Source organism: Paenibacillus sp. HB172176 (genome assembly GCF_011947265.1).
In the GTDB taxonomy this organism is placed as follows: Bacteria; Bacillota; Bacilli; order Paenibacillales; family Paenibacillaceae; genus Pristimantibacillus.
Genome location: NZ_JAATHD010000006.1, coordinates 212,045 through 231,384, shown reverse-complemented (window position 1 = coordinate 231,384; position 19,340 = coordinate 212,045). Strand labels below are relative to the sequence as shown.

Below are 19,340 nucleotides of genomic sequence, written 5' to 3'. Positions count from 1 at the left end.
TGCCTGACGTAATCCTGTGATCGTCTCGCGCCGCAGGCGTCGGTCGCGAATATAAGGTATCTTATGCCTATGAGAATCGTTATGTGACAATCGCCTATTGACCTTTGGTTTTCAGCCGCAAGACGTCTACGATCGTGAATATCTTGATATATTAAGCAGAATTCCCAGCGCTGTCAGCAGAAGCGTAAGCGATGAACCGCCGTAGCTGACGAGCGGCAGCGTAATGCCGGTAACGGGCATCATGCCGATGACGACGCCGATATTAATAAGAACCTGCACGCCGATTATGGATGTGATGCCTATGGCAAGCAGACTGCCGAAGGTGTCCGGCGCGGCAATCGCCGCGCGAATGCCTCTCCAGACCACGATCAGGAACAAGAAGATAATCGCGGCTCCGCCTATGAAACCCAGCTCCTCTGCAATAATAGAGAAGATGAAATCCGTCTGAGGCTCCGGCAAATAGCTGAATTTCTGCCTGCTCATCCCGAGTCCCAGACCAACAAGGCCTCCCGGACCAATGGCGAACAGCGATTGGATAATCTGATAGCCTCCGCCGAGCGGATCGGACCAAGGGTCGAGGAAGTTCGTTATTCTCGCAAGTCTGTAAGGCGCCGCCAGAATGAGCCCGACGAGCCCAAGCACGCCCAGCATTGCCAATCCCCCAAGATGCGCCATGCGCGCTCCCGCCGTATAGATCAGCATCAGGGAGGCGCCGACCATAACGGCTCCCGTGCCCAGATCGGGCTGCAGCATAATGAGACCGAAGGCAAGAAAAACCAGACCAAGCGGAGGCATCAGGCCCCTCGCGAACAGCGTAATCGTCTGCTGCTTCTCGGACAGCCACTTCGACAGGAACAGAATCATCGCCAGCTTCATGAATTCAGACGGCTGGATGCCGAAGGACGAGATGCCAAGCCAGCTCCTCGCTCCTCCGCGCACAACGCCGATCCCGGGAATAAGCACGAGCAGCAGCAAGCCGAAGCAGACGATAAGAGCTACCCCAGCCCATTTCTTCCATATCAAATAATGCGTGTTCATTGTAAATAGTAACGCACCTGCGCCTAGTACGGCAAATAACAGCTGCCGCTTCACGTAATAGAAGCGATCTCCGAATTCATGAAAAGCAAGCACAGCGCTCGCGCTGTACACCATAATGAGTCCGATCGTCAGAATCAACCCGATAGCGGCAAGCAGCCAAACATCCGGGGCAGACCGCGCTTTTGCCATAGCGTACACACCTCTTAGCATGGGAAAGTAGGGACAGGCCCCCTACTTACAAGGTATGCGCCGATTGCTTAAACATGCTCCCTCTTTGCTCGAACGAAGCAAACATGTCCCAGCTTGCGCAGGCGGGCGACAACAGCACAATATCGCCTTCCCCGGCAAGCGCCGCGGCCTGACGTACAGCCTGCCGCAGCGTGCTTTCGGCGTCCTTCTCAGGTTTCACGCTTTCGACCTTCGTTAAACCTGCCTGCCTCGCGACCCTCTCCAGCTTCCCGCTGGTCTCTCCGAGCGTCACAAGCCCCTTCAGAGCGCCGAACACCGGCAGCAGCTCCATATAGTCGGAGCCCCGGTCCAGCCCTCCGGCGATCAGAATAATCGGCGCCTTCAACGATCTGACCGACATCGCGGTCGCGGTCGGGTTCGTTGCCTTCGAATCATTGTAATAGGTTACGCCGTCCTTGACCGTTACCAGTTCCAGCCGATGCTCGACGCCCCTGAAGTCGGACAGCGGCGCTCTAAGCGCCTCCAGCGGCGCCCCGGCAGCCGCATACGCCGCAATCGCCGCAAGAGCGTTGGCCGCATTATGGCGTCCTCGCAAACCAAGCTCTTCCACCGGCATGATCGTATGCTGGACAACCTGCCCGGAGCCTTCGGCCGCCAATCGGCAAACGATGCTCCGCTCGGGCAACTCCGCGCTGTCGCCAGCGTCTCTCTCGTATGGCGGATCGATGAACACGCCCTCCTCGAGCCGCTCGAAGATCGAGAAGGGAAGCTGCCGCGCCTTAAGTCCGGCGGCAATTTGACGACAAGCACCATCATCCCAATTCAGCACGGCCGTATCTTCCTCGCTCTGATTCGCGAACAGCTTGGCCTTGGAGGCGACGTAATCCTCCATGCCTCCGTGATAGTCCAAATGCGTTTCAGCCAAATTCAGCAGCAAGGCTATTCGCGGATGAAAGCGAGAGGTTCCCTTTAACTGAAAGGAGCTAAGCTCGGCCACGATCCAATTGTCCGCTGTCGCGCCTTGAACAGCCTCGCACAGCGGCAAGCCGATATTGCCGGCAACGATTGGATTTTTGCCAGCGGCTTCCAGCAGCGCGCCAAGCAAGGTAGTCGTGGTTGTTTTTCCGTTCGAGCCGGTAATCCCGATTATGGGCGCGGGAGACAGATGGTAGGCGGCCTCAACCTCGGTCGCGACCTCAACGCCCAGCCGCAGCGCCTGCTGCACCGGAGACGCCGAATAAGGGATACCCGGATTTTTGACAAGCAATGCCGTGCGTTCGTCGACCAGATCGGAGGGATGCCCGCCGCATAACACAGAAATGCCCAAAGCTTCGAGTTCTTGGGCTTCGGGGCAGGCTTCGCGATTTTTCTGATCATTAACAATGACGTTCGCGCCCAGCTTGTGGAACAGCTTGGCGACGCTGACACCGCTTCTCGCAAGCCCCAATACAACAACTCGCTTGCCTTGGTAGGTGCTTGGATGATTCATAATGAGATGACATTCCCTTCCGTATAGGTAGTTCAAAAAGTCCACTTTTGATCACGATGTATAGCAAGAAGCTTATCGACATCGAATTTTGCATTCAGCCGAGCTAGATGACGAACAGCAGCCCTATAACGGCGAGCACGAGGCCGACCGACCAGAATACGGTCACAACCTTCCATTCGGACCAGCCGATTAGCTCGAAATGATGATGAATCGGACTCATCTTGAAGATCCGCTTGCCTCTCAGCTTGAACGAACCCACCTGAAGAATAACCGACAGCATCTCGAGCACGAACACGCCGCCAATAATGACGAGCAGCAATTCCGTCTTCGTCAGAATGGCCACAGCGGCAATGCCGCCGCCGATACCGAGCGAGCCCATATCGCCCATGAACACCTTCGCCGGATGGGCGTTATATACGAGAAATCCCAGCACCGCTCCGACCATCGCCGCCGAGAATACCGCGGACTCATTCGAGGAAAGCTGCAGCGCGACGACGGTGAAAGCGCCAAAGGCGATAGCGCTTGTGCCAGCCAGCAATCCATCCAGACCGTCCGTGAAATTGACCGAGTTGCTGGCGGCGAACATGATGATGACCACGAACGGATAATAGAACCAGCCTAGATCAAAGCCGATGTGCGTCCCCGGCACGAGCAATTCCGTGCTGTGATGCATATGGTACAGAAGCGCGCATACGATAACGGAGAATAACAGCTGACCGAGCAGCTTCTGTCTCGCCGTCAAGCCGAGCGAGCGCTTGAAAACAATTTTGATGTAATCATCGAGAAACCCGACCAGGCCGAAGCCAAGCGAAGCGGTCAGCAGCACCCAGAATTCTTGGGACTTGTCGGAGAATCGCAAGAATGCGACCATAAGCGCAATCATAATAATGATGCCGCCCATTGTCGGCGTACCGCTCTTCTTGAGATGACTCTGCGGACCTTCCTCGCGAATCTGTTGGCCGAACTTCAATCGCCGCAGCAACGGAATGCACAATGGTCCCAGCAGTACAGCAAGCAGGAAGGATGTTCCGATTGAAAATAAGATGACCGCCATGTCCATATCCTCACCTCTTCTCCAAAGCTTGGACAACCTGTTCCATGCGCATCCCTCGCGAGCCCTTGACCAGCACGAGATCCTCTGCCGTCAATTCGGACCTCAGCCAAGCCGCAAGCTCAAGCTGATCCTCGAAATGCCGGATTCTGCCCGCTTGCGCGGCTCTTGGCATACTGTCGTTGGCAGCAGTCGCGATATGCGCGGACAAAGGACCGTAAGTCAGCAGCCCTTCCGCCTTGTCATCCGACAAGTAGGCGCCAATTTCCCGATGCATGGCAATCTCGTCCGGTCCAAGCTCCAGCATATCGCCAATCACAATCCAGCGCCTGGCTATGTCCTGCAGTCCCGCAACCAGATCAATGGCCGCTCTGGTCGCAGTCGGATTTGCATTATAGGAATCATTAAGTATGATCGCTTCATTATAAGCCCTCGACGGTTCGATGCGCATGCCTGTCAATTTAAGGCTTTTGAAGCTTTCTGCCATGCTTTCGCCCGGTACGCCGAAGTAGCGCGCAACCGCGACAGCTGCCAGCGCATTGCTGATATTATGCTTGCCCGGGACGGGAATATGAACCATGCCGACGCTGCTGCTCTTTCTGTTATTCAATGCGGCGAAGGAACTGCCGAACGGGTCAAGCGCGATGCGATCCGGCGACCATTCATTCCCGGAACCGAGGCCGAAGGTTTTGAGCTGAATCCCTGCCGACAAGGCCATGCGCGACAAGCCTTCCCGAAGCAGCGGTTCGTCTCCGTGATAGAGCAGCAGACCTTCGTCGCCGAGGCCGAGCGCAATCTCAAGCTTCGCCTTCGCGATGCCTTCGCGCGAGCCCAATTGCAGCATATGCGCGTCCCCGATGTTCGTAATGATCGCGGCGTCCGGATGCGCCAGCTTCGTCAACAGCTCGATCTCGCCGAAGCCGCTCATGCCCATCTCCAGCACGGCAACCTCGGTATCCTCATCCATCTTCAACAACGTGAGCGGAAGCCCGATTTGATTGTTGAGATTGCCTTCCGTCTTGAGCACGCGATAGGAAGCGGACAGCAGCGCGGCCGTCATATCCTTGGTCGTTGTCTTGCCGTTGCTGCCGGTAATGCCGATGACGCGAACGGGCAGCTCGCTGCGATAAGCGGAGGCAAGCTGCTGCAGCGCTTCGAGCGTGTCCTTCACCATGAGAAGCGGCATATCCATCCGGGTCAGCTCAGCGGGAACTTCCCTGCCCTTCTGCCACAGCATGGCTTTCGCTCCGCTGCTGACTGCTTGAAGCGCATAATCATGCCCGTCGAATCTCTCCCCTGCAAGGGGAACGAACAATTGTCCAGACCCCGCGGCACGCGTATCGGTCATAACACCGCTGACCGTCAGCTCGCCGTTTCCGCCTTTTCGATATGCGCCGCACATGGACGCGATTTGACTTACTGTACGTGTTATCACAGATTATAATCTCCTTATTATGGCCTCTTTGGCTACTATTCGGTCATCGAAGGGGTAGCTTCTTCCTCCGATGAGCTGATAGGTTTCATGACCTTTCCCCGCAATCAATACTACATCGCCTTGGCTTGCCATTTCAACCGCTTTTTCAATTGCGGCTTTCCTGTCGGGCACGACGGAATAACAATGACCGGGAACAGCAGCTTCCTTCAGGCCGCCCTCAACATCCGCGATAATCCGTACCGGATTCTCCGTGCGCGGATTATCGGAGGTTACTATGACATAATCGGCGTAAGACGCTGCAATTTTGCCCATGAGCGGCCGCTTCGTCCGGTCGCGGTCTCCACCGCAGCCGAATACGCAGATGAGTCGCTCTTCCGCGAACTCACGGACCGCTTTGAGTACATTCTCCAGACCGTCCGGCGTATGCGCGTAATCGACGACGACAGCGTAATTTTGCCCGGCATCCACACTCTCTACGCGTCCCGGAACGCCTCTTACGCTCTCGAGCGCCTCCTTGACGGCATAGAGCGGAATGTCTTCAATCAAGGCAGCCGTTATCGCCGCCAAGGCATTGTACACATTGAATTTGCCTCTTAGCAGCAGATTAATGTCTGCGCTCCCGCGAAATGTGTCAACATGAAACGAGGTTCCCTTCGCCTTGACATGAATCTGCGAAGCGCGCACATCCGCCTCCTGCTCCACGCCGTAAGTAACAACCTCAGCCGAGGTCAACATTCCGAAGCGGGCCGAAGCCGGATCATCCGCGTTCAGCACGGCGAAGGAGCGCTGCTCATTGGGTTGTGAATAAGCATTGCCAAGTCGGGAGAAGAATAACCCTTTCGCGCTCTCATATTGCTCCATCGTCCCGTGATAATCCAGATGATCCTGCGTGAGATTGGTGAAGATCGCCGTCCGGAAGCGGCAGCCCTTCACACGGCCTTGCTCCAGCGCATGCGAGGATACCTCCATGGCGCATATCTCCGTCCCTTCATCACGCATCTCGCCCAGATAACGCTGCAGTTCATGCGCATCGGGCGTTGTTCCGCTCATAGGGAAGGATCTCCCGCCGAATCTCCGTTCAATCGTGCCAATCACGCCCGCCGAAATATCCTGTTTCAGAAAAATTTGCTCGATCAGATAAGTCGTTGTCGTCTTCCCGTTCGTCCCCGTTACGCCGATCAGCTTCAAATCCTCGCTTGGATGCGCGTAGACATAATCCGCGATTACCGCCGTGGCCAGTCTGCTGTCCTTCACGATGAGCTGCGGCACATGCAGCGGAAGTCTGCGCTCGACTACCAGAGCCGCAGCGCCCTGCGCTACTGCCTGACCTGCGAATTCATGCCCGTCGACGGTAAGTCCGCGCACGCAGATGAACAACTGACCCGGCTTCACCGCTCTCGAATCCTTCTCGATGCCGGCAAACTCCGTCTCGCCGTCCCCTTCAAGCCGGGCCGTAATTAGCAATTCCTTCAGTTCCTGTAGACGCATTCCCATCAAGCCTCCCTCGATGACTCTGACGGAATACTATATGCCGCCCAGAGCAATCGCGTTAATGCCCATGCTCAACTTCCCGGGCTGGAAATGTCGTCCTCGTCCCCAAGGTAGATGCGTATTGTCGAACCCCGGTCCACGCGAGTTCCGGCCGCAGGCGCTTGTCTGATCACGTATTGGCCGGAGCCGGCGGAGGTTAGATTGAAGTTCATATTGAGATCCTCGTAGAGATCGGAGACCGTCTTGCCAATCAGGTTTGGAACGGTAACGATCGGCGTTTCACCGTATTTGTACAGCCTGTCGATCTGATTCTGCCGAGGCGGAATGCCCAGAATGGTCAATGCGTCTTGCAAAATATTATGCACGATCGGCGCGGCCACAACGCCGCCGAATTGGATGCCTTGCGGATTGTCTACCGCAACGTATACAACAATCTTCGGATCGTCGGCAGGAGCGAAGCCGACGAAGGAAACGATATGCTCGTTCGGCGAATATCGCCCGTTGATAACCTTCTGCGCCGTCCCCGTCTTGCCGCCCACGCGATAGCCGTCGATGAACGCGTTGCGTCCGGTGCCTTGCGCCACGACGCTTTCAAGCGCTTCGCGCACTTCCTTCGAGGTGTCGTCCGAGATAACCTTGCGCACCGCTTCGGGCTCGATCGTCTGTACCGTTTCTCCCGTCTCCGGATTAATGAGCGATTTCGTGACATGAGGCTTATAAAGCGTGCCGCCATTTACCGCCGCAGAGACGGCTGTAATCTGCTGAATGGGGGTAACGGATACCCCTTGACCGAACGCCGTCGTCGCCAGCTCGACCGGACCGACCTGACTCAGCTTGAACAGAATGCCGTTCTCTTCTCCTCCAATATCAATGCCGGTTTTCTTGCCGAAGCCGAAATCCTTAATGTATTGAAACAAGGTCTCTTTGCCAAGGCGATTGCCAAGCGTCACAAAGCCCGGGTTGCAGGAATTCTCCACAACCTGCAGAAACGTCTGGCTGCCGTGGCCGCCCTTCTTCCAGCAGCGCAGCTTCGCGCCGCCTATCTCGATCGAGCCCGGATCAAAGAACATTTCATTCTTCAGATCCACCTTATTCTCCTCGAGCGCTGCGGCAAGCGTAATAATTTTGAAGGTGGATCCCGGCTCATAGGTCATCCAGATCGGGAGATTGCGGTTATAGACCTCGGATGGCACATCACGGAAATTGGCCGGATCATAGGTAGGGCGGCTCGCCATGCCTAGAATTTCGCCTGTATTCGGGTCCATTGCGATCGCGATCGCGCTATCCGCCTGCAGCGAGGTCATCGCCTGATCAAGCTCTCGCTCCATTACCGTCTGAATATCCTTGTCTATTGTTAATTCGACGGAAAGTCCTTCTTTCGGGGCGTCATAGGTATCCGTCGAATTCGGCATCAGATTCCCTCTCGCATCGGATAAGAAGGATACGTTGCCGCCGATGCCGCTTAGCTTGTCGTCGTAAGCCGCTTCTACTCCGGTAAGCCCCTGATTGTCGATACCCGTGAATCCGAGCAAATGAGCCGCGAGATCGCCATACGGATAGTACCGTTTATTGTCCGCCGCGACAACAATGCCGGGCAGGTTCAGCTTTCGAATCTCCTCGGCCTTCTCCGGCGTAACCTTTCGCCCTCCCGGTCCAAGCTGAACAATCATTTTCTTCGTTTTGATTTTCTCCAGCAGCTTTTCCTTCGTCATGTCAAGAAGGCCGGTAAGCGCCGCTGCCGTGCCCTCCTGATCCTTCACCTGCACGGGAATGACCCATACCGTGGGGGAACTGACATTATAGGCCAGCGCCACGCCGTTCCGGTCCAATATTTCGCCCCGCATGGCGGCATAAGGAATATCTCTTCGCCATGAATTCTCCGCTTTCTCCGCAAGCTCGGCGCCCTTCCACAACTGAACATACGCAAGTCTGAACGCCAGCGATACGAACGCTACACCGGCTAGCAACAGAATGATGAATAACCGCCGTCTGACGGTTACGTTCGATACCTTCATCTTCATCCCCCTCCGAACAACAGCTTGGCAAGGAGCGTACGCTGACGCTCATTCCCAGCCTATTCGGGACAAGGGGTATATAGAACAAGCTATTGCTTCGTCAAGGCTTGATCGCCGCTTGAACCAGCGCCGGCTTCCGACTCCGAGTCGCCGTTATCGGGGCTTGAGCCTTCCTCTGAATCGGAGTTCGCATCAGCGGCCCCCTCTTGCTCAACAGCCTGGTCCGAGCCCGCCGGAGGCGACAAGGTTACCTTGACGATTCGTTCGTTATTCACCATTTCCTCGGTTTGCGAGGTAACATAGCCCGTCCCTTCCGGAACAAGCCTTGCACCGGTCAGAGCTGTGAGCTCCAATGCGTCTCTCAGCGAAAGCCCAGTCAAATCCGGCACATCAAGCTGCTCCTGCTTCTCTGTAATCAGATAGATCTTCTGGGTTGGATGAACCTTGGAGCCGGCTTCCGGAACTTGCTGCAGAACCGTATCGCCTTTGCCGACAACCTCCACATTCAAAGTCGCGTTCTTCATAATGCCTCTCGCTTGAGCTACGCTGACCTCAGTCGCCTTCGGCACTTCAACGGAAACCTCTTTGTTCTCGGAGGAATCATCGATGGGATAGTTGGGAGCTACTCCCATCTTCCTCAGACTCTTCAGCACGATTTCCTTGAATACCGGGGCTGCGGCCGATCCACCGCCAGCGTCCGGATCGTCGGGTTCATCGATCGCGATATAGATGACGATTTTGGGATTGTCTACCGGCGCGTAACCGATAAAGGAAACGAAGAACTTGTCTGGGGAATAGACGCCGTTAATAACCTTTTGCGCCGTACCCGTCTTACCTGCGACACGATAACCTTCCACATAGGCGTTTCTGCCGGAACCGATTTCCTGATCGGAAACAACCTGCTCCAAATAGAGGCTCACTTGCTTCGATGCGGATTCGGAGATGACCTGCCTGACAAGCTGCGGCTCCACGACCGTTGTCGTTTTCGTTGTCGGGTCTGTGATGGACTTCACAATGAGCGGTTTGTACAGCTTTCCGCCATTGGCTACAGCCGCAACGGCCGCCACCTGCTGAATCGGCGTCACCAATACGCCTTGACCGAAGGTTGTCGCCGCAATATCCCGATTATATTGCACGTGAATCGTCCCTGTCGGCTCATTCCCCAGATCGATCCCTGTCTTCTGACCAAAGCCGAATCGGTTGAAATAATCGAATAATTTATCCTTGCCGAGCTTCTCGTAGCCCAGCTTGACAAACGCCACATTACTGGAGCGCTTCAGTCCGTCAAGAAACGAAATGGTTCCCCAGCCCTTGCCGTTATTATAATCACTGATCGGCTTCGGGTCGCCCGGCACCTTGATGCTGCCGGACTTGTACAATTCGTTCGGATCGAATAAGCCTTGATCGACCGCTGCCGCCAAAGTGGCGATTTTGAACGTGGAACCGGGCTCATAGAGCGAATAGATCGCATGATTATAATAGCTGGAATAGTCGCTCTTCCAGTAAGCATTCGGATCGAAGTCGGGCATGTTGGCCATCGCCAATATTTCCATCGTATTGGGATCTGCCGCTATGGCGGTCGCGCTTTTCGGATGATACTTGTTCATCACGTCGCGCAGCGCCTCTTCCACGATATTCTGAATTTCGCTGTCAATCGTAAGCTTGACATCATCGCCGTTCTCTGCCGGCTTGTAATCGACATCGCCTTTGGCAAGCTGCACCTGCTGGCCGTCCTTCTCGTAACGGATATAGCCGTCCTCTCCGGACAGCTTATCGTTATAGAAGGCTTCCACGCCGGACATATTCTCTTGATCCAGACTTACATAGCCGACCAGTTGGGAGGCCAATCCGCTCGGATAATATCTTTTCTGCGTTTCGACAATAATGATGCCGTCATCCGTACCCACATCCTTATCCCGTAGATACGCCTTTATTTGATCCTTCAGTTGCTTGATCTCGTCTGCCTTCGCCTTCTCGATCTCCCAGCCGCTCTTCCTCAGCTCGCGTTGCATATAATATTCGCCGCTTTTATTGGCTGCTGTCACAACCTCGCGAATATCCGACTCCTTGCCGCCCAGAATACTGTACAACCCTTCGACGACCATATCTTCAATGCCTTCCGCATGAATGACCTTGGGATTAACGGATATATTATAGGCAATCGTATCCATCGCAAGCACGTTGCCGTCCCTGTCCAGAATCGATCCCCGCTTCGCGGTCAGCACATCGGAGGTCGACCAGCGCTGCTTCGCCATCTCATAGTAATTGCCGCCGCCAAGCACTTGGAAATAATAGATTCTGCTGATTAAAATAAGAAAAAGGAGGGTTATGATCCCTCCAAACAACAATGTTCTCAATCTCATTCTCTTTGTCATGATTCATCACCTTAATTGCCCATTGCGGTTTTGGTTTCATTATCGTCTTTGCGAATCGTAATGCCATTATCCAGACTGCTCACCATGCCTTGCGTCTCCGCCATTTGGCGAATTCGCTCCGGATCGCTGAGCTGCTGCACTTGACGCTTCAAATCTTCGATTTCGACATTCATCGTCCCGTATTCGGTATTCATCTTTTTGATTTGAAGATTCATATCATAGATTTGCGCATATCGAAAAATAATAACGCCTGCAACAATAACGCACATTAACACAGTGAACAAATAAAGCAGCTTCTCCTGCACAGGCAAAGATTTGCGCTTGCGCACGAGTCGTTTCGTCTCGCGAACCGTTACTTGCTCCTGCGGCTTGCGCTTAGGCTGGAGCGCAAGGTTGCCATTGATATACGCCAATTCAAAATCCCCCTCTTATAAGGTTGTTTAAAAGTCCGCTTTTGATCACGATGTATACCAGGAAGTTTATTCGACATCGAATATTGAATTCAGCCGAAACTTCCGTTGCTCACGTAGTATCCACTACAAGCGGATGCTTTCGAAGTACGTTTCTTACGAAACGTTTTAGCTACTCAGTTTCTAGCTTCTTTCAATCTTCTGAAGCGTTTTGAAAAACGCAACTTCGTAAGCATAAGCTATTGTGCTGAAAACCGGACTTTTAAACTCACATTTATTATTTTTAAAGCTTCTCTGCAATTCTCAGCTTTGCGGATCTGGCGCGCGGATTGAGCTCGAGCTCTTCCTCGCCTGGCACAATCGGCTTTCGATTAACCAGCTTAACGATGCCCTTCTTCCCGCAGACGCATAATGGAAAGTCCGGCGGACAGGTGCATTTCTCCACATTCTTAGCGAACAATTGCTTGCAGATCCGATCCTCAAGGGAATGGAAGGTGATGACCGACACCCTTCCCCCGGGAGCCAGGCATGCTATCGCTTGCTCCAGCGCTTCCTCCTCGGCGCCAAGCTCGTCGTTCACCGCAATGCGCAGCGCTTGGAATGAACGTTTCGCCGGATGTCCTCCGGTTCGTCTTGTTGCTGCCGGGATAGCGTTTTTAATGATTTCCGCCAATTCCCCCGTCTTCTCGACGGGCGCGTTCGTACGCAGTTTCACAATGCTTCGCGCAATCGATCTGGCGAATTTCTCCTCGCCATAGCGATCCAGAATTCGCGCGATGTCCCGTTCTTCCCAGTCATTGACGATTTCATGCGCCGTCAAATCGCTTTCCTGATCCATTCGCATATCCAGCGGCGCGTCGTGATTGTAGCTGAAGCCGCGCTCCGCTTCGTCAAGCTGCGGGGAGGAAACGCCAAGATCGAACAGAATGCCGTCCACTTGCGGCCTTCCATCCTGAATAGGCACGTCACAGCCGAGGAGCTCTTGCTCCAAATACCGAAAATTGCTCCTTACCAAAGTTACTTTATCCATATACGGGGCCAGTCTCTCGCGGGCATTGTTCAGCGCCCAATCATCCTGATCGAATGCGATCAATCTTCCGCCGTCTCCCAGACGGGAAACAATGAATTCGCTGTGACCCGCGCCTCCCAGCGTGCAGTCGACATAAATGCCGCTTGGCTTGATGGCTAGACCGTCAACCGCTTCTTCGAGCAGTACTGTTTTGTGCTGAAACACGCTAAAGTCCACCCCTTCTTGTTGTTTTGGAAGTCAATTGGAAATTAAAAATTAAAGTCGAAATCAACCAGCTTCTCCGCGATGTCATTGAACGCTTGCTCGGACTGCTCATAATAGCCTTCCCAAATTTTCTTGCTCCAAATCTCAACCCTGCCTGAGACGCCGAGTACCATGCAATCCTTGTCCAGCTTGGCGTAATCGCGAAGATGCGAAGGGATATTCACCCTTCCCTGCTTGTCCAGCTCGCATTCTGTCGCCCCGGAGAAAAAAAACCGGGTGAAGGCGCGCGCGTCAGACTTCATCAGCGGCAAACTCTTCAGCTTCTGCTCCATAATGCTCCACTCGTTCATGGGATAAACGAAGAGGCAATTGTCTAGTCCGCGGGTAGCAACAAAGATGGAACCGAGCGCTTCACGAAATTTCGAGGGAATAATAATGCGTCCCTTCTCATCGATGCTATGTTGATATTCACCCATAAACATGATTTCGCTCCACCTCTCCCCCCAAACGCTCCACTTTGCCCCACTATTCCCCACTTAGATACAGTATTTCGCCACCTAAACAAAAAATCCTGCTCCATGAGCAGGATTTAATTTTTTTTATTTTATCCAGTTAATCTTTCTTTTGCGGCGCATCTTCTCGATCAACCTGCCCGCTTGTTGCCTGATCGGCTTCCATCGGAGCCGTTTCCTTCATGCCTGCCTCATCGTTTACTTTCGGGTCTTTGACGATTTCTCCCCATTTCGCCGGTTCCAATCGTCTTCGTGATGCCGAACCGTTCCCTCTGCTTCGATTACGGGAGCGAACAGTCATCATAACAGGTATCGCGATTATCGCCACAATCGCCAGCACGGGCAAGGCGCCTACAAGGATGAGAAGCAGCACTTGAATCGTTTGCACGACCGCGTCAGTACTTCCTTCAAGCACATTTCTCAACCTGCTGCCAAAGCCTTCTTCCTCATCCGTTCCAGCGATCAATGACTTATTGGTCTGATAGATGCGCAGATTTACCGTTGAATAAGCGACATTATTGTCCAGATAACGCATTCTGCCTTTAATCTCTTCAATCTTCTCTTCCACGGAAGCAAGCTTATTCGAGAATTCCAGCAGATCGTCAGCCCTTGTCGCTTTATCCATCATGCTGAGCAATCTCTCCTCCACAAGCTGCGCCGCATGAAGCCGGGATTCAAGATCAACATATTCTTCGCTGACATCCTTGCCGGATAATTCACGCTCAAATTTCTTGTTCGGAATATCCGCCAGCCGATCGATGAACGACATGAAACTCCCTGCAGGAACTTTAATGGTATAGTTGGCTCCCATTTCGCCGTCATATCTCGAATCATTGAATTGCAAAATATAGCCCCCGCTTTGATGAATGGCATCCCGAAGCGTCGTCGAAGCCGTTTTCAGCTCCTCAACCGCCATGGTCAAGTTTGCGGTATAAATAATTTTCCCTTGAATGGCTTCTCCGCTTGCTGCGATTGCCGGCATGACGGATCCTCCGCCTTCCGCCGTATTCGCCAAACTGTCATCCGCAGAAGAGGCTTCGCCAGAAGCGCTTGCTTTGCTGTCAGCCGCTGGAGCTGCATCATTGGCAATGGACTGCAGTTCTTCGCTTATGCCTGTCGCTGAATTGGCATCGTTATGATTGCTTGAAGAGCAACCCGTCATGAGCATTGCCGCTGCCATCACCGCGACAAACAACGCGGTCCAAGCTTTTTTTCTTTTTCTGCTTGCACGCCTTATCCCTTTCATACCGATCTCCCCTTTCAAAATAGTCAGACTGAAAGCGAAAGTGTCAATAATTACCGCCTTCTCCCTTACTGACGGCTTGATTGAATGAAAAGTTACAGGATTGTGAACAAAAAAAAGAAGCCGCATCTTCAGCAGCTCCCTGCAGGATTTACTCCTTCTATTCGCCTTCCGCCCAGCTGTCGAGATAAGCGGCTTGCTCTTCTGTCAGGCTGTCTATGCCAAAGCCCAGCGATTGCAGCTTCAATCTTGCCACCTGCTCGTCGAGCTCGTACGGCACATTTACAACCTTGCTGCCAATTTCCTTATAATGCTCGTTCACATATTTCAAGGACATCGCCTGCAGCGCGAAGGTCATATCCATAATTTCCGCAGGATGACCATCCCCGGCAGCGAGATTCACAAGACGTCCCTCCGCCAGCAGATAAATGCTGCGGCCGTTCTTCATCGCGTACTGCTCGATATTGCGGCGAACGGTCCGCTTTTCATTCGATTGTGCCTCTAGCTCCACCTTGTTCACTTCAACGTCGAAATGCCCTGCATTGGACAGAATCGCCCCATCCTTCATCACTTCGAAATGCTCACCGCGAATGACATCGCGGTTGCCGGTCACGGTAATGAACATATCGCCGAGCTTAGCCGCCTCCAGCATCGGCATCACGGCGAATCCGTCCATATACGCTTCAACCGCCTTAATCGCGTCGATCTCCGTAACAATGACATTCGCGCCAAGCCCTTTCGCCCGCATCGCGACTCCCTTGCCGCACCAGCCATAGCCGACGACAACGACGGTCTTCCCTGCCACGACCAGATTGGTCGTCCGATTGATGCCGTCGAATACGGATTGCCCCGTGCCATAGCGGTTATCGAACAAATATTTGCAATAGGCGTCATTAACGGCAACCATCGGGAATTGCAAGGTGCCATCCTTCTCCATCGCCTTGAGACGAATGATTCCCGTGGTCGTTTCTTCCGCGCCGCCGCGCAGATTCACAGCCAGGTTCTTGCATTCCGAATGCAGCAGCGTCGCCAGATCGCCGCCGTCGTCAATCAGCAGATCCGGCTTGCATTCGAGCGCCTTCATGTTGAGTGCTTTGAACTCCGCCGCATCCGGATTGTATTTCGCGAAGACGGTAATGCCGTCCTCCACCAGAGCCGCGCATACATCATCCTGCGTCGACAACGGATTGCTGCCCGTGATCGTCACTTCCGCGCCGCCTGCCTGGACTACCTTTGCCAAATATGCGGTTTTCGCTTCAAGATGCAGCGAAATGGCCACCTTCAAACCCGTGAACGGCTTTTCCTTCTCGAATTGCGCTTTAATCGTATTCAAGACAGGCATATGCGCGCTTGCCCAATCAATCTTAAGATGTCCCTCCGGCGCCAGCGCCGGATCCGTGATGATGCTTTTGTCAACTGTACTCATTCCTTAAGTCTCCTTTGGCTCTTTAAGTACGTGTTCCATCTTATTATTTCAGTTTACAGAAAGACGATTTCGTGGCCGCCGGTGCGGCAATACGGCACTTCCATTATTTTTTGCAGCCAAGCGTCTCCATAGCGATTCCAGTACACCGCCATCGTCAGCATTCGCTCCTGCGGCTTGCCGCCGGGAAGAATCGCAAGACGAATTCGCTCCAGCTGCCGGATCGAAGCTTCGAATTGCTTGTTGAAGGCATCCGTCGTCTTGCTCTCGAGAAAGCCGATTTGCTCCAAAATCTTCTGCTTGTTCGTGTCGCCAAGCTTGGCGAGGCCAGGCTGAATATTCGAGGCCATCTGCAGCAGCGGTTCGTACATTTCCGCGAACGCCGTTTTCACTTCGCCGAACTTCTGTTCGATGGCAAGCTCATCCTGCTCTTTCAGCCACTGCTCCTTGCGCTCCTCGAACCGCTCCATCACATCGGCAAAGGATAATTCGTATTTCGTCATATATTTCGCAATGGTGCCCTCAATCAAGGTGAAGGACATACGCGGCACGATAATCGGCATCTCCATGCCGAGCACGCGGAAGGCTCCCCCGGTCAATGCCCAGTAAGCGATCTCGCCGGGACCCAGCACCGTCGCAAGCACAGGGAACAGATAGTCCTGCATAATCGGCCTGGTCAATACATTATTGCTGAACTGCTGGGGATGCTCCTCGAGAATCTGCAGCAGCTCCTCCTTGCTCCAGCTCGCACTCCCCTTGCGGTCTTCGAATCCCCCGTCCCGCTTATAAAGAAGCGTTCGCTCGTCGCCGTTATCCTTGTTGAACAGGAACAGATTCGCGCTGCCTTCGTTCACATCGGCTTGGAGGGCATAGCCAAGCTCCTTCACATGATGCGCCGCGCTTACGTATGCTTCTTCCAGCTCATCATTGCGAAGCAGCATCTGCTGGAACATCGGCGCCTCCAGCTTCCTCAGCTGCGGATCGTCCGCATCGAGCAGCACAAGGCCGTCATTGCCGAACAGCATGGTCAGCATTTTTGCGAACAGCTCCGACAGGGAGGAGCAATGCTCGCTGGATTGTCGTATTTGTTCGAGAAGCGGACCCTTGAACTCCGAATGCGGCAGCGCTTGCTCAAGCTCATCGGCCAGCTGCCGCCATTGTTCCTCCGAGACGAGGGAACGAGAAACAGAGGTTCTTGGACCTTGGGGTCTTTCGGCCGTCAGCTTGCTCAGCTCTTGCTCCGCTGTAATAACATAAGCATGGTTCGCTTCATCCCAATCATGATCCTCGCCGGCAATCCAGAATACGGGAACAACAGGCGTGCCGAGCTGCTGGCCGGCCGACTTCGCGGCTCCGAGGATGGACACGGCTTTATGTATAACGAGGAGAGGCCCTGTCCATAAGCTCGCCTGCTGACCGCCGATTACAACGGGAGCTCCGCCGCTTAACAACTCGATCCCTTCCATAGTTTTCGCGGAACCGCCGGCCTTCTCATTATAAGCTCTCAGCACTTCGGCGAGAGAGGATGCGTCCGCGCGCGTTGAACCGTTCTTTCGCAAGCTGTCCAGCCGTTTCGTCCAATCCTGCTCATTGCCGGCATGATAGCCGTATAAGGCTTCAATTCGAGGGTCGGTGCGGTTCGTATATGCCTCAGTCAAGGGCTGGGCGCTCTTCAGTTGATACGTTTCTGTCGATATCATGCAGCCATCGACCTCCTGTATGTTACAATTTCACTTTACTATATCGTGTTCAAAAGTGGATTTTTTGAAAAACCGCTTTGCTCTGATTCGGTAAAGTGATGCCATTGTTATTGTACAGGAATATTCTGCGGGACGTCAAAGCAAAACCGCCTTTGCCTATGCGCAAAAGCGGTTTTGCATCATTCTCTATGCTGTTGTGAAGATGACTTTGCCCAGCATCACAATCATGAAAATCACATAGAGGACGCTCATGGCAAAAAAGCTAAGCCTCCAGATTGCTTTGAAGATCCGCTTCACGTCCACATTGCCTCTCTTACGGAACTGTGCATTTCCGAGCAAGCCGCCCGTAAGCAGCATGACAAGCAATATGCCGTATAAGCCGAAGTTATTATCGAACAACATATTGAACAGAGCCGCCACGCATAGAATGAGCAAGGCGGTGGAAATATCCATTGCCATGCGAAAAGCGTTTTTCCGATCGTCCGCAAAGGCCTGATAGCCGAAGAAGACGATGGCAAAGGGCAATATAGGCACGAGAGCGAGAATCGCAATGAGAGTGTGCAAGCCGTTCCATATGGCGCTCATCCTTTCAAATCCCTCTCCTCTCCCTCTTCTTTTATTTCCGTTCCATCGCATGAACGATCGTGACAATCGCTTGATTCATCCGGGCATCCATGCCGAAGCTATACGCCATGTCCGCTATCGCTCCGTTAATCGAATCAATCTCCGTGAGCCTGCCGGCGCGAATATCGCTCAGCATTGAGGACTCGTTATCGCTCGTTTGCCGACAAACCTGCAGGATCTGCTCCCAGCTGTCATGAGCTTGCAGCATGCCGGCGCTGCGCAGAATCGCCTCGGATTCCGCGTATAGACTCTTCATGAGAAGCAACCGCTCGGGCTGCCGCGGCAGCTCACCGTTTAATACGTGAAAAATGGCGGTCAAAGGATTGATAACGGCGTTAATCAATAATTTATGTAAGATTCGATCATTGATGTCATTCGACAACAAAGCGTCAAATCCTGCCTTTTGAATGATCTCAATGAACTTTTTTTGCGCAAAATCGAGTAATTCGGCAGGAACCTTCCCTTTCACAGCGTCTTTGGAAATCCATATCCGTCCCCTGCCGGTATGCTGCACCGAACAGACGCCGAGCCGCTTTGCGCCTTCCGTCGTTACAGCCGCGAAGACCGGCACCCCCTCAAGCGCGTCCGCAAGCTTCTCCAGATGTCCAACTCCATTCTGAATCGCAACAATCGCAGCCCTGTCCTTGAACAACACTGCACGTTCGCGCAGCTTCTTCATAAACGATGCATCCAGATGCGACTGCTTCACCGCCACAATGAGCCAGCAGAAATCCGGCATGGCTTCGGGCAGCCAGCATCCCCCGTCCTGTTCAAAAGCCCGGCTCTCGATCTGTACGATATTCGCTAGATTCGAATCCGTCTCCAAATCTTGCAGCCTGATGCCGGTTCTCCGCAGTTCTTCGCTTTGTTCCGAGCTTCTGGTCCAGACTGCGGTTTCCTCGCCTGAACGGGCAAGTCTAGCCGCGATTAACATTCCGATCGCGCCCCCTCCTATAATTTCGATCCGCATATACAACCCTCCCCGTTTCCTTCGCAGCTCTATTCATTATGAGCGAATAGCAGCAAAGAATCCATATTGGCGTTAGCATCGGGCAACAGCAAAAAACTCGCTGCCTGTTGTCGGCTGCGAGCTCTTTTGGCTTTCCGAAAT

Annotated in this window: 15 protein-coding genes; all 15 read right to left on the bottom strand. The window is 53.5% G+C overall.

Going from position 1 to position 19,340, the window contains the following annotated elements; translation table 11 throughout:
- Positions 1-126 precede the first annotated feature (126 nt).
- The 15 genes from spoVE to HFP08_RS11170 all read right to left on the bottom strand — a co-directional run bounded on the left by spoVE (position 127) and on the right by HFP08_RS11170 (position 19,199).
- Entirely contained in the window at positions 127-1,227 is a 1,101-nt protein-coding gene (spoVE, locus tag HFP08_RS11240) for a stage V sporulation protein E (RefSeq protein ID WP_168120689.1), read from the bottom strand.
- 46 nt (positions 1,228-1,273) lie between these two features.
- Positions 1,274-2,716: a UDP-N-acetylmuramoyl-L-alanine--D-glutamate ligase gene (murD, locus tag HFP08_RS11235; protein WP_168120688.1), complete on the bottom strand. Its 1,443-nt coding sequence runs from the start codon at positions 2,714-2,716 to the stop codon at positions 1,274-1,276.
- A 103-nt stretch (positions 2,717-2,819) separates the two neighbouring features.
- Entirely contained in the window at positions 2,820-3,776 is a 957-nt protein-coding gene (gene mraY / locus HFP08_RS11230) for a phospho-N-acetylmuramoyl-pentapeptide-transferase (RefSeq protein WP_168120687.1), read from the bottom strand.
- Positions 3,777-3,780: 4 nt separating this feature from the next.
- A complete protein-coding gene (locus HFP08_RS11225) occupies positions 3,781-5,202 on the bottom strand; it encodes a UDP-N-acetylmuramoyl-tripeptide--D-alanyl-D-alanine ligase (RefSeq protein ID WP_168120686.1) in 1,422 nt (473 codons plus the stop codon).
- 3 nt (positions 5,203-5,205) lie between these two features.
- The gene (locus tag HFP08_RS11220; protein ID WP_168120685.1) at positions 5,206-6,690 is read right to left on the bottom strand and encodes a UDP-N-acetylmuramoyl-L-alanyl-D-glutamate--2,6-diaminopimelate ligase; all 1,485 of its coding nucleotides are present in this window, start codon (positions 6,688-6,690) and stop codon (positions 5,206-5,208) included.
- 74 nt (positions 6,691-6,764) lie between these two features.
- The gene (locus HFP08_RS11215) at positions 6,765-8,708 is read right to left on the bottom strand and encodes a stage V sporulation protein D (protein WP_168120684.1); all 1,944 of its coding nucleotides are present in this window, start codon (positions 8,706-8,708) and stop codon (positions 6,765-6,767) included.
- Positions 8,709-8,797: 89 nt separating this feature from the next.
- Positions 8,798-11,083 (bottom strand): PASTA domain-containing penicillin-binding protein, encoded by a 2,286-nt coding sequence (locus HFP08_RS11210; RefSeq protein ID WP_168120683.1) that lies wholly within the window; start codon positions 11,081-11,083, stop codon positions 8,798-8,800.
- 11 nt (positions 11,084-11,094) lie between these two features.
- Positions 11,095-11,496, bottom strand: coding sequence for a cell division protein FtsL (gene ftsL / locus HFP08_RS11205; protein ID WP_168120682.1), 402 nt, complete (start codon positions 11,494-11,496; stop codon positions 11,095-11,097).
- 280 nt (positions 11,497-11,776) lie between these two features.
- Positions 11,777-12,727: a 16S rRNA (cytosine(1402)-N(4))-methyltransferase RsmH gene (gene rsmH, locus HFP08_RS11200; RefSeq protein ID WP_168120681.1), complete on the bottom strand. Its 951-nt coding sequence runs from the start codon at positions 12,725-12,727 to the stop codon at positions 11,777-11,779.
- Between the two features lie 44 nt (positions 12,728-12,771).
- Positions 12,772-13,209 carry a division/cell wall cluster transcriptional repressor MraZ gene (gene mraZ / locus HFP08_RS11195; RefSeq protein WP_168120680.1) on the bottom strand — a complete coding sequence of 146 codons (438 nt, stop codon included), beginning with the start codon at positions 13,207-13,209 and terminating at the stop codon, positions 12,772-12,774.
- A gap of 130 nt (positions 13,210-13,339) precedes the next feature.
- Entirely contained in the window at positions 13,340-14,485 is a 1,146-nt protein-coding gene (locus HFP08_RS11190; protein ID WP_168120679.1) for a DUF4349 domain-containing protein, read from the bottom strand.
- Between the two features lie 157 nt (positions 14,486-14,642).
- On the bottom strand, positions 14,643-15,908 hold the full coding sequence (locus tag HFP08_RS11185) for an adenosylhomocysteinase (RefSeq protein ID WP_168120678.1): 1,266 nt from the start codon (positions 15,906-15,908) through the stop codon (positions 14,643-14,645).
- Between the two features lie 53 nt (positions 15,909-15,961).
- The gene (gene bshC, locus HFP08_RS11180) at positions 15,962-17,605 is read right to left on the bottom strand and encodes a bacillithiol biosynthesis cysteine-adding enzyme BshC (RefSeq protein WP_168120677.1); all 1,644 of its coding nucleotides are present in this window, start codon (positions 17,603-17,605) and stop codon (positions 15,962-15,964) included.
- 186 nt (positions 17,606-17,791) lie between these two features.
- A complete protein-coding gene (locus HFP08_RS11175; RefSeq protein WP_168120676.1) occupies positions 17,792-18,190 on the bottom strand; it encodes a DUF3397 domain-containing protein in 399 nt (132 codons plus the stop codon).
- Between the two features lie 31 nt (positions 18,191-18,221).
- Entirely contained in the window at positions 18,222-19,199 is a 978-nt protein-coding gene (locus tag HFP08_RS11170) for a ketopantoate reductase family protein (RefSeq protein ID WP_168120675.1), read from the bottom strand.
- Positions 19,200-19,340 lie beyond the last annotated feature (141 nt).

Excerpts from the sequence above, each read along its gene's own strand:
- spoVE (WP_168120689.1), bottom strand. The coding sequence starts at position 1,227 with ATGGCAAAAGCGCGGTCTGCCCCGGATGTTTGGCTGCTTGCCGCTATC.
- murD (WP_168120688.1), bottom strand. The coding sequence starts at position 2,716 with ATGAATCATCCAAGCACCTACCAAGGCAAGCGAGTTGTTGTATTGGGG.
- mraY (WP_168120687.1), bottom strand. The coding sequence starts at position 3,776 with ATGGACATGGCGGTCATCTTATTTTCAATCGGAACATCCTTCCTGCTT.
- HFP08_RS11220 (WP_168120685.1), bottom strand. The coding sequence starts at position 6,690 with ATGCGTCTACAGGAACTGAAGGAATTGCTAATTACGGCCCGGCTTGAA.
- HFP08_RS11215 (WP_168120684.1), bottom strand. The coding sequence starts at position 8,708 with ATGAAGGTATCGAACGTAACCGTCAGACGGCGGTTATTCATCATTCTG.
- HFP08_RS11210 (WP_168120683.1), bottom strand. The coding sequence starts at position 11,083 with ATGACAAAGAGAATGAGATTGAGAACATTGTTGTTTGGAGGGATCATA.
- mraZ (WP_168120680.1), bottom strand. The coding sequence starts at position 13,209 with ATGTTTATGGGTGAATATCAACATAGCATCGATGAGAAGGGACGCATT.
- HFP08_RS11190 (WP_168120679.1), bottom strand. The coding sequence starts at position 14,485 with ATGAAAGGGATAAGGCGTGCAAGCAGAAAAAGAAAAAAAGCTTGGACC.
- HFP08_RS11185 (WP_168120678.1), bottom strand. The coding sequence starts at position 15,908 with ATGAGTACAGTTGACAAAAGCATCATCACGGATCCGGCGCTGGCGCCG.
- bshC (WP_168120677.1), bottom strand. The coding sequence starts at position 17,605 with ATGATATCGACAGAAACGTATCAACTGAAGAGCGCCCAGCCCTTGACT.
- HFP08_RS11175 (WP_168120676.1), bottom strand. The coding sequence starts at position 18,190 with ATGAGCGCCATATGGAACGGCTTGCACACTCTCATTGCGATTCTCGCT.
- HFP08_RS11170 (WP_168120675.1), bottom strand. The coding sequence starts at position 19,199 with ATGCGGATCGAAATTATAGGAGGGGGCGCGATCGGAATGTTAATCGCG.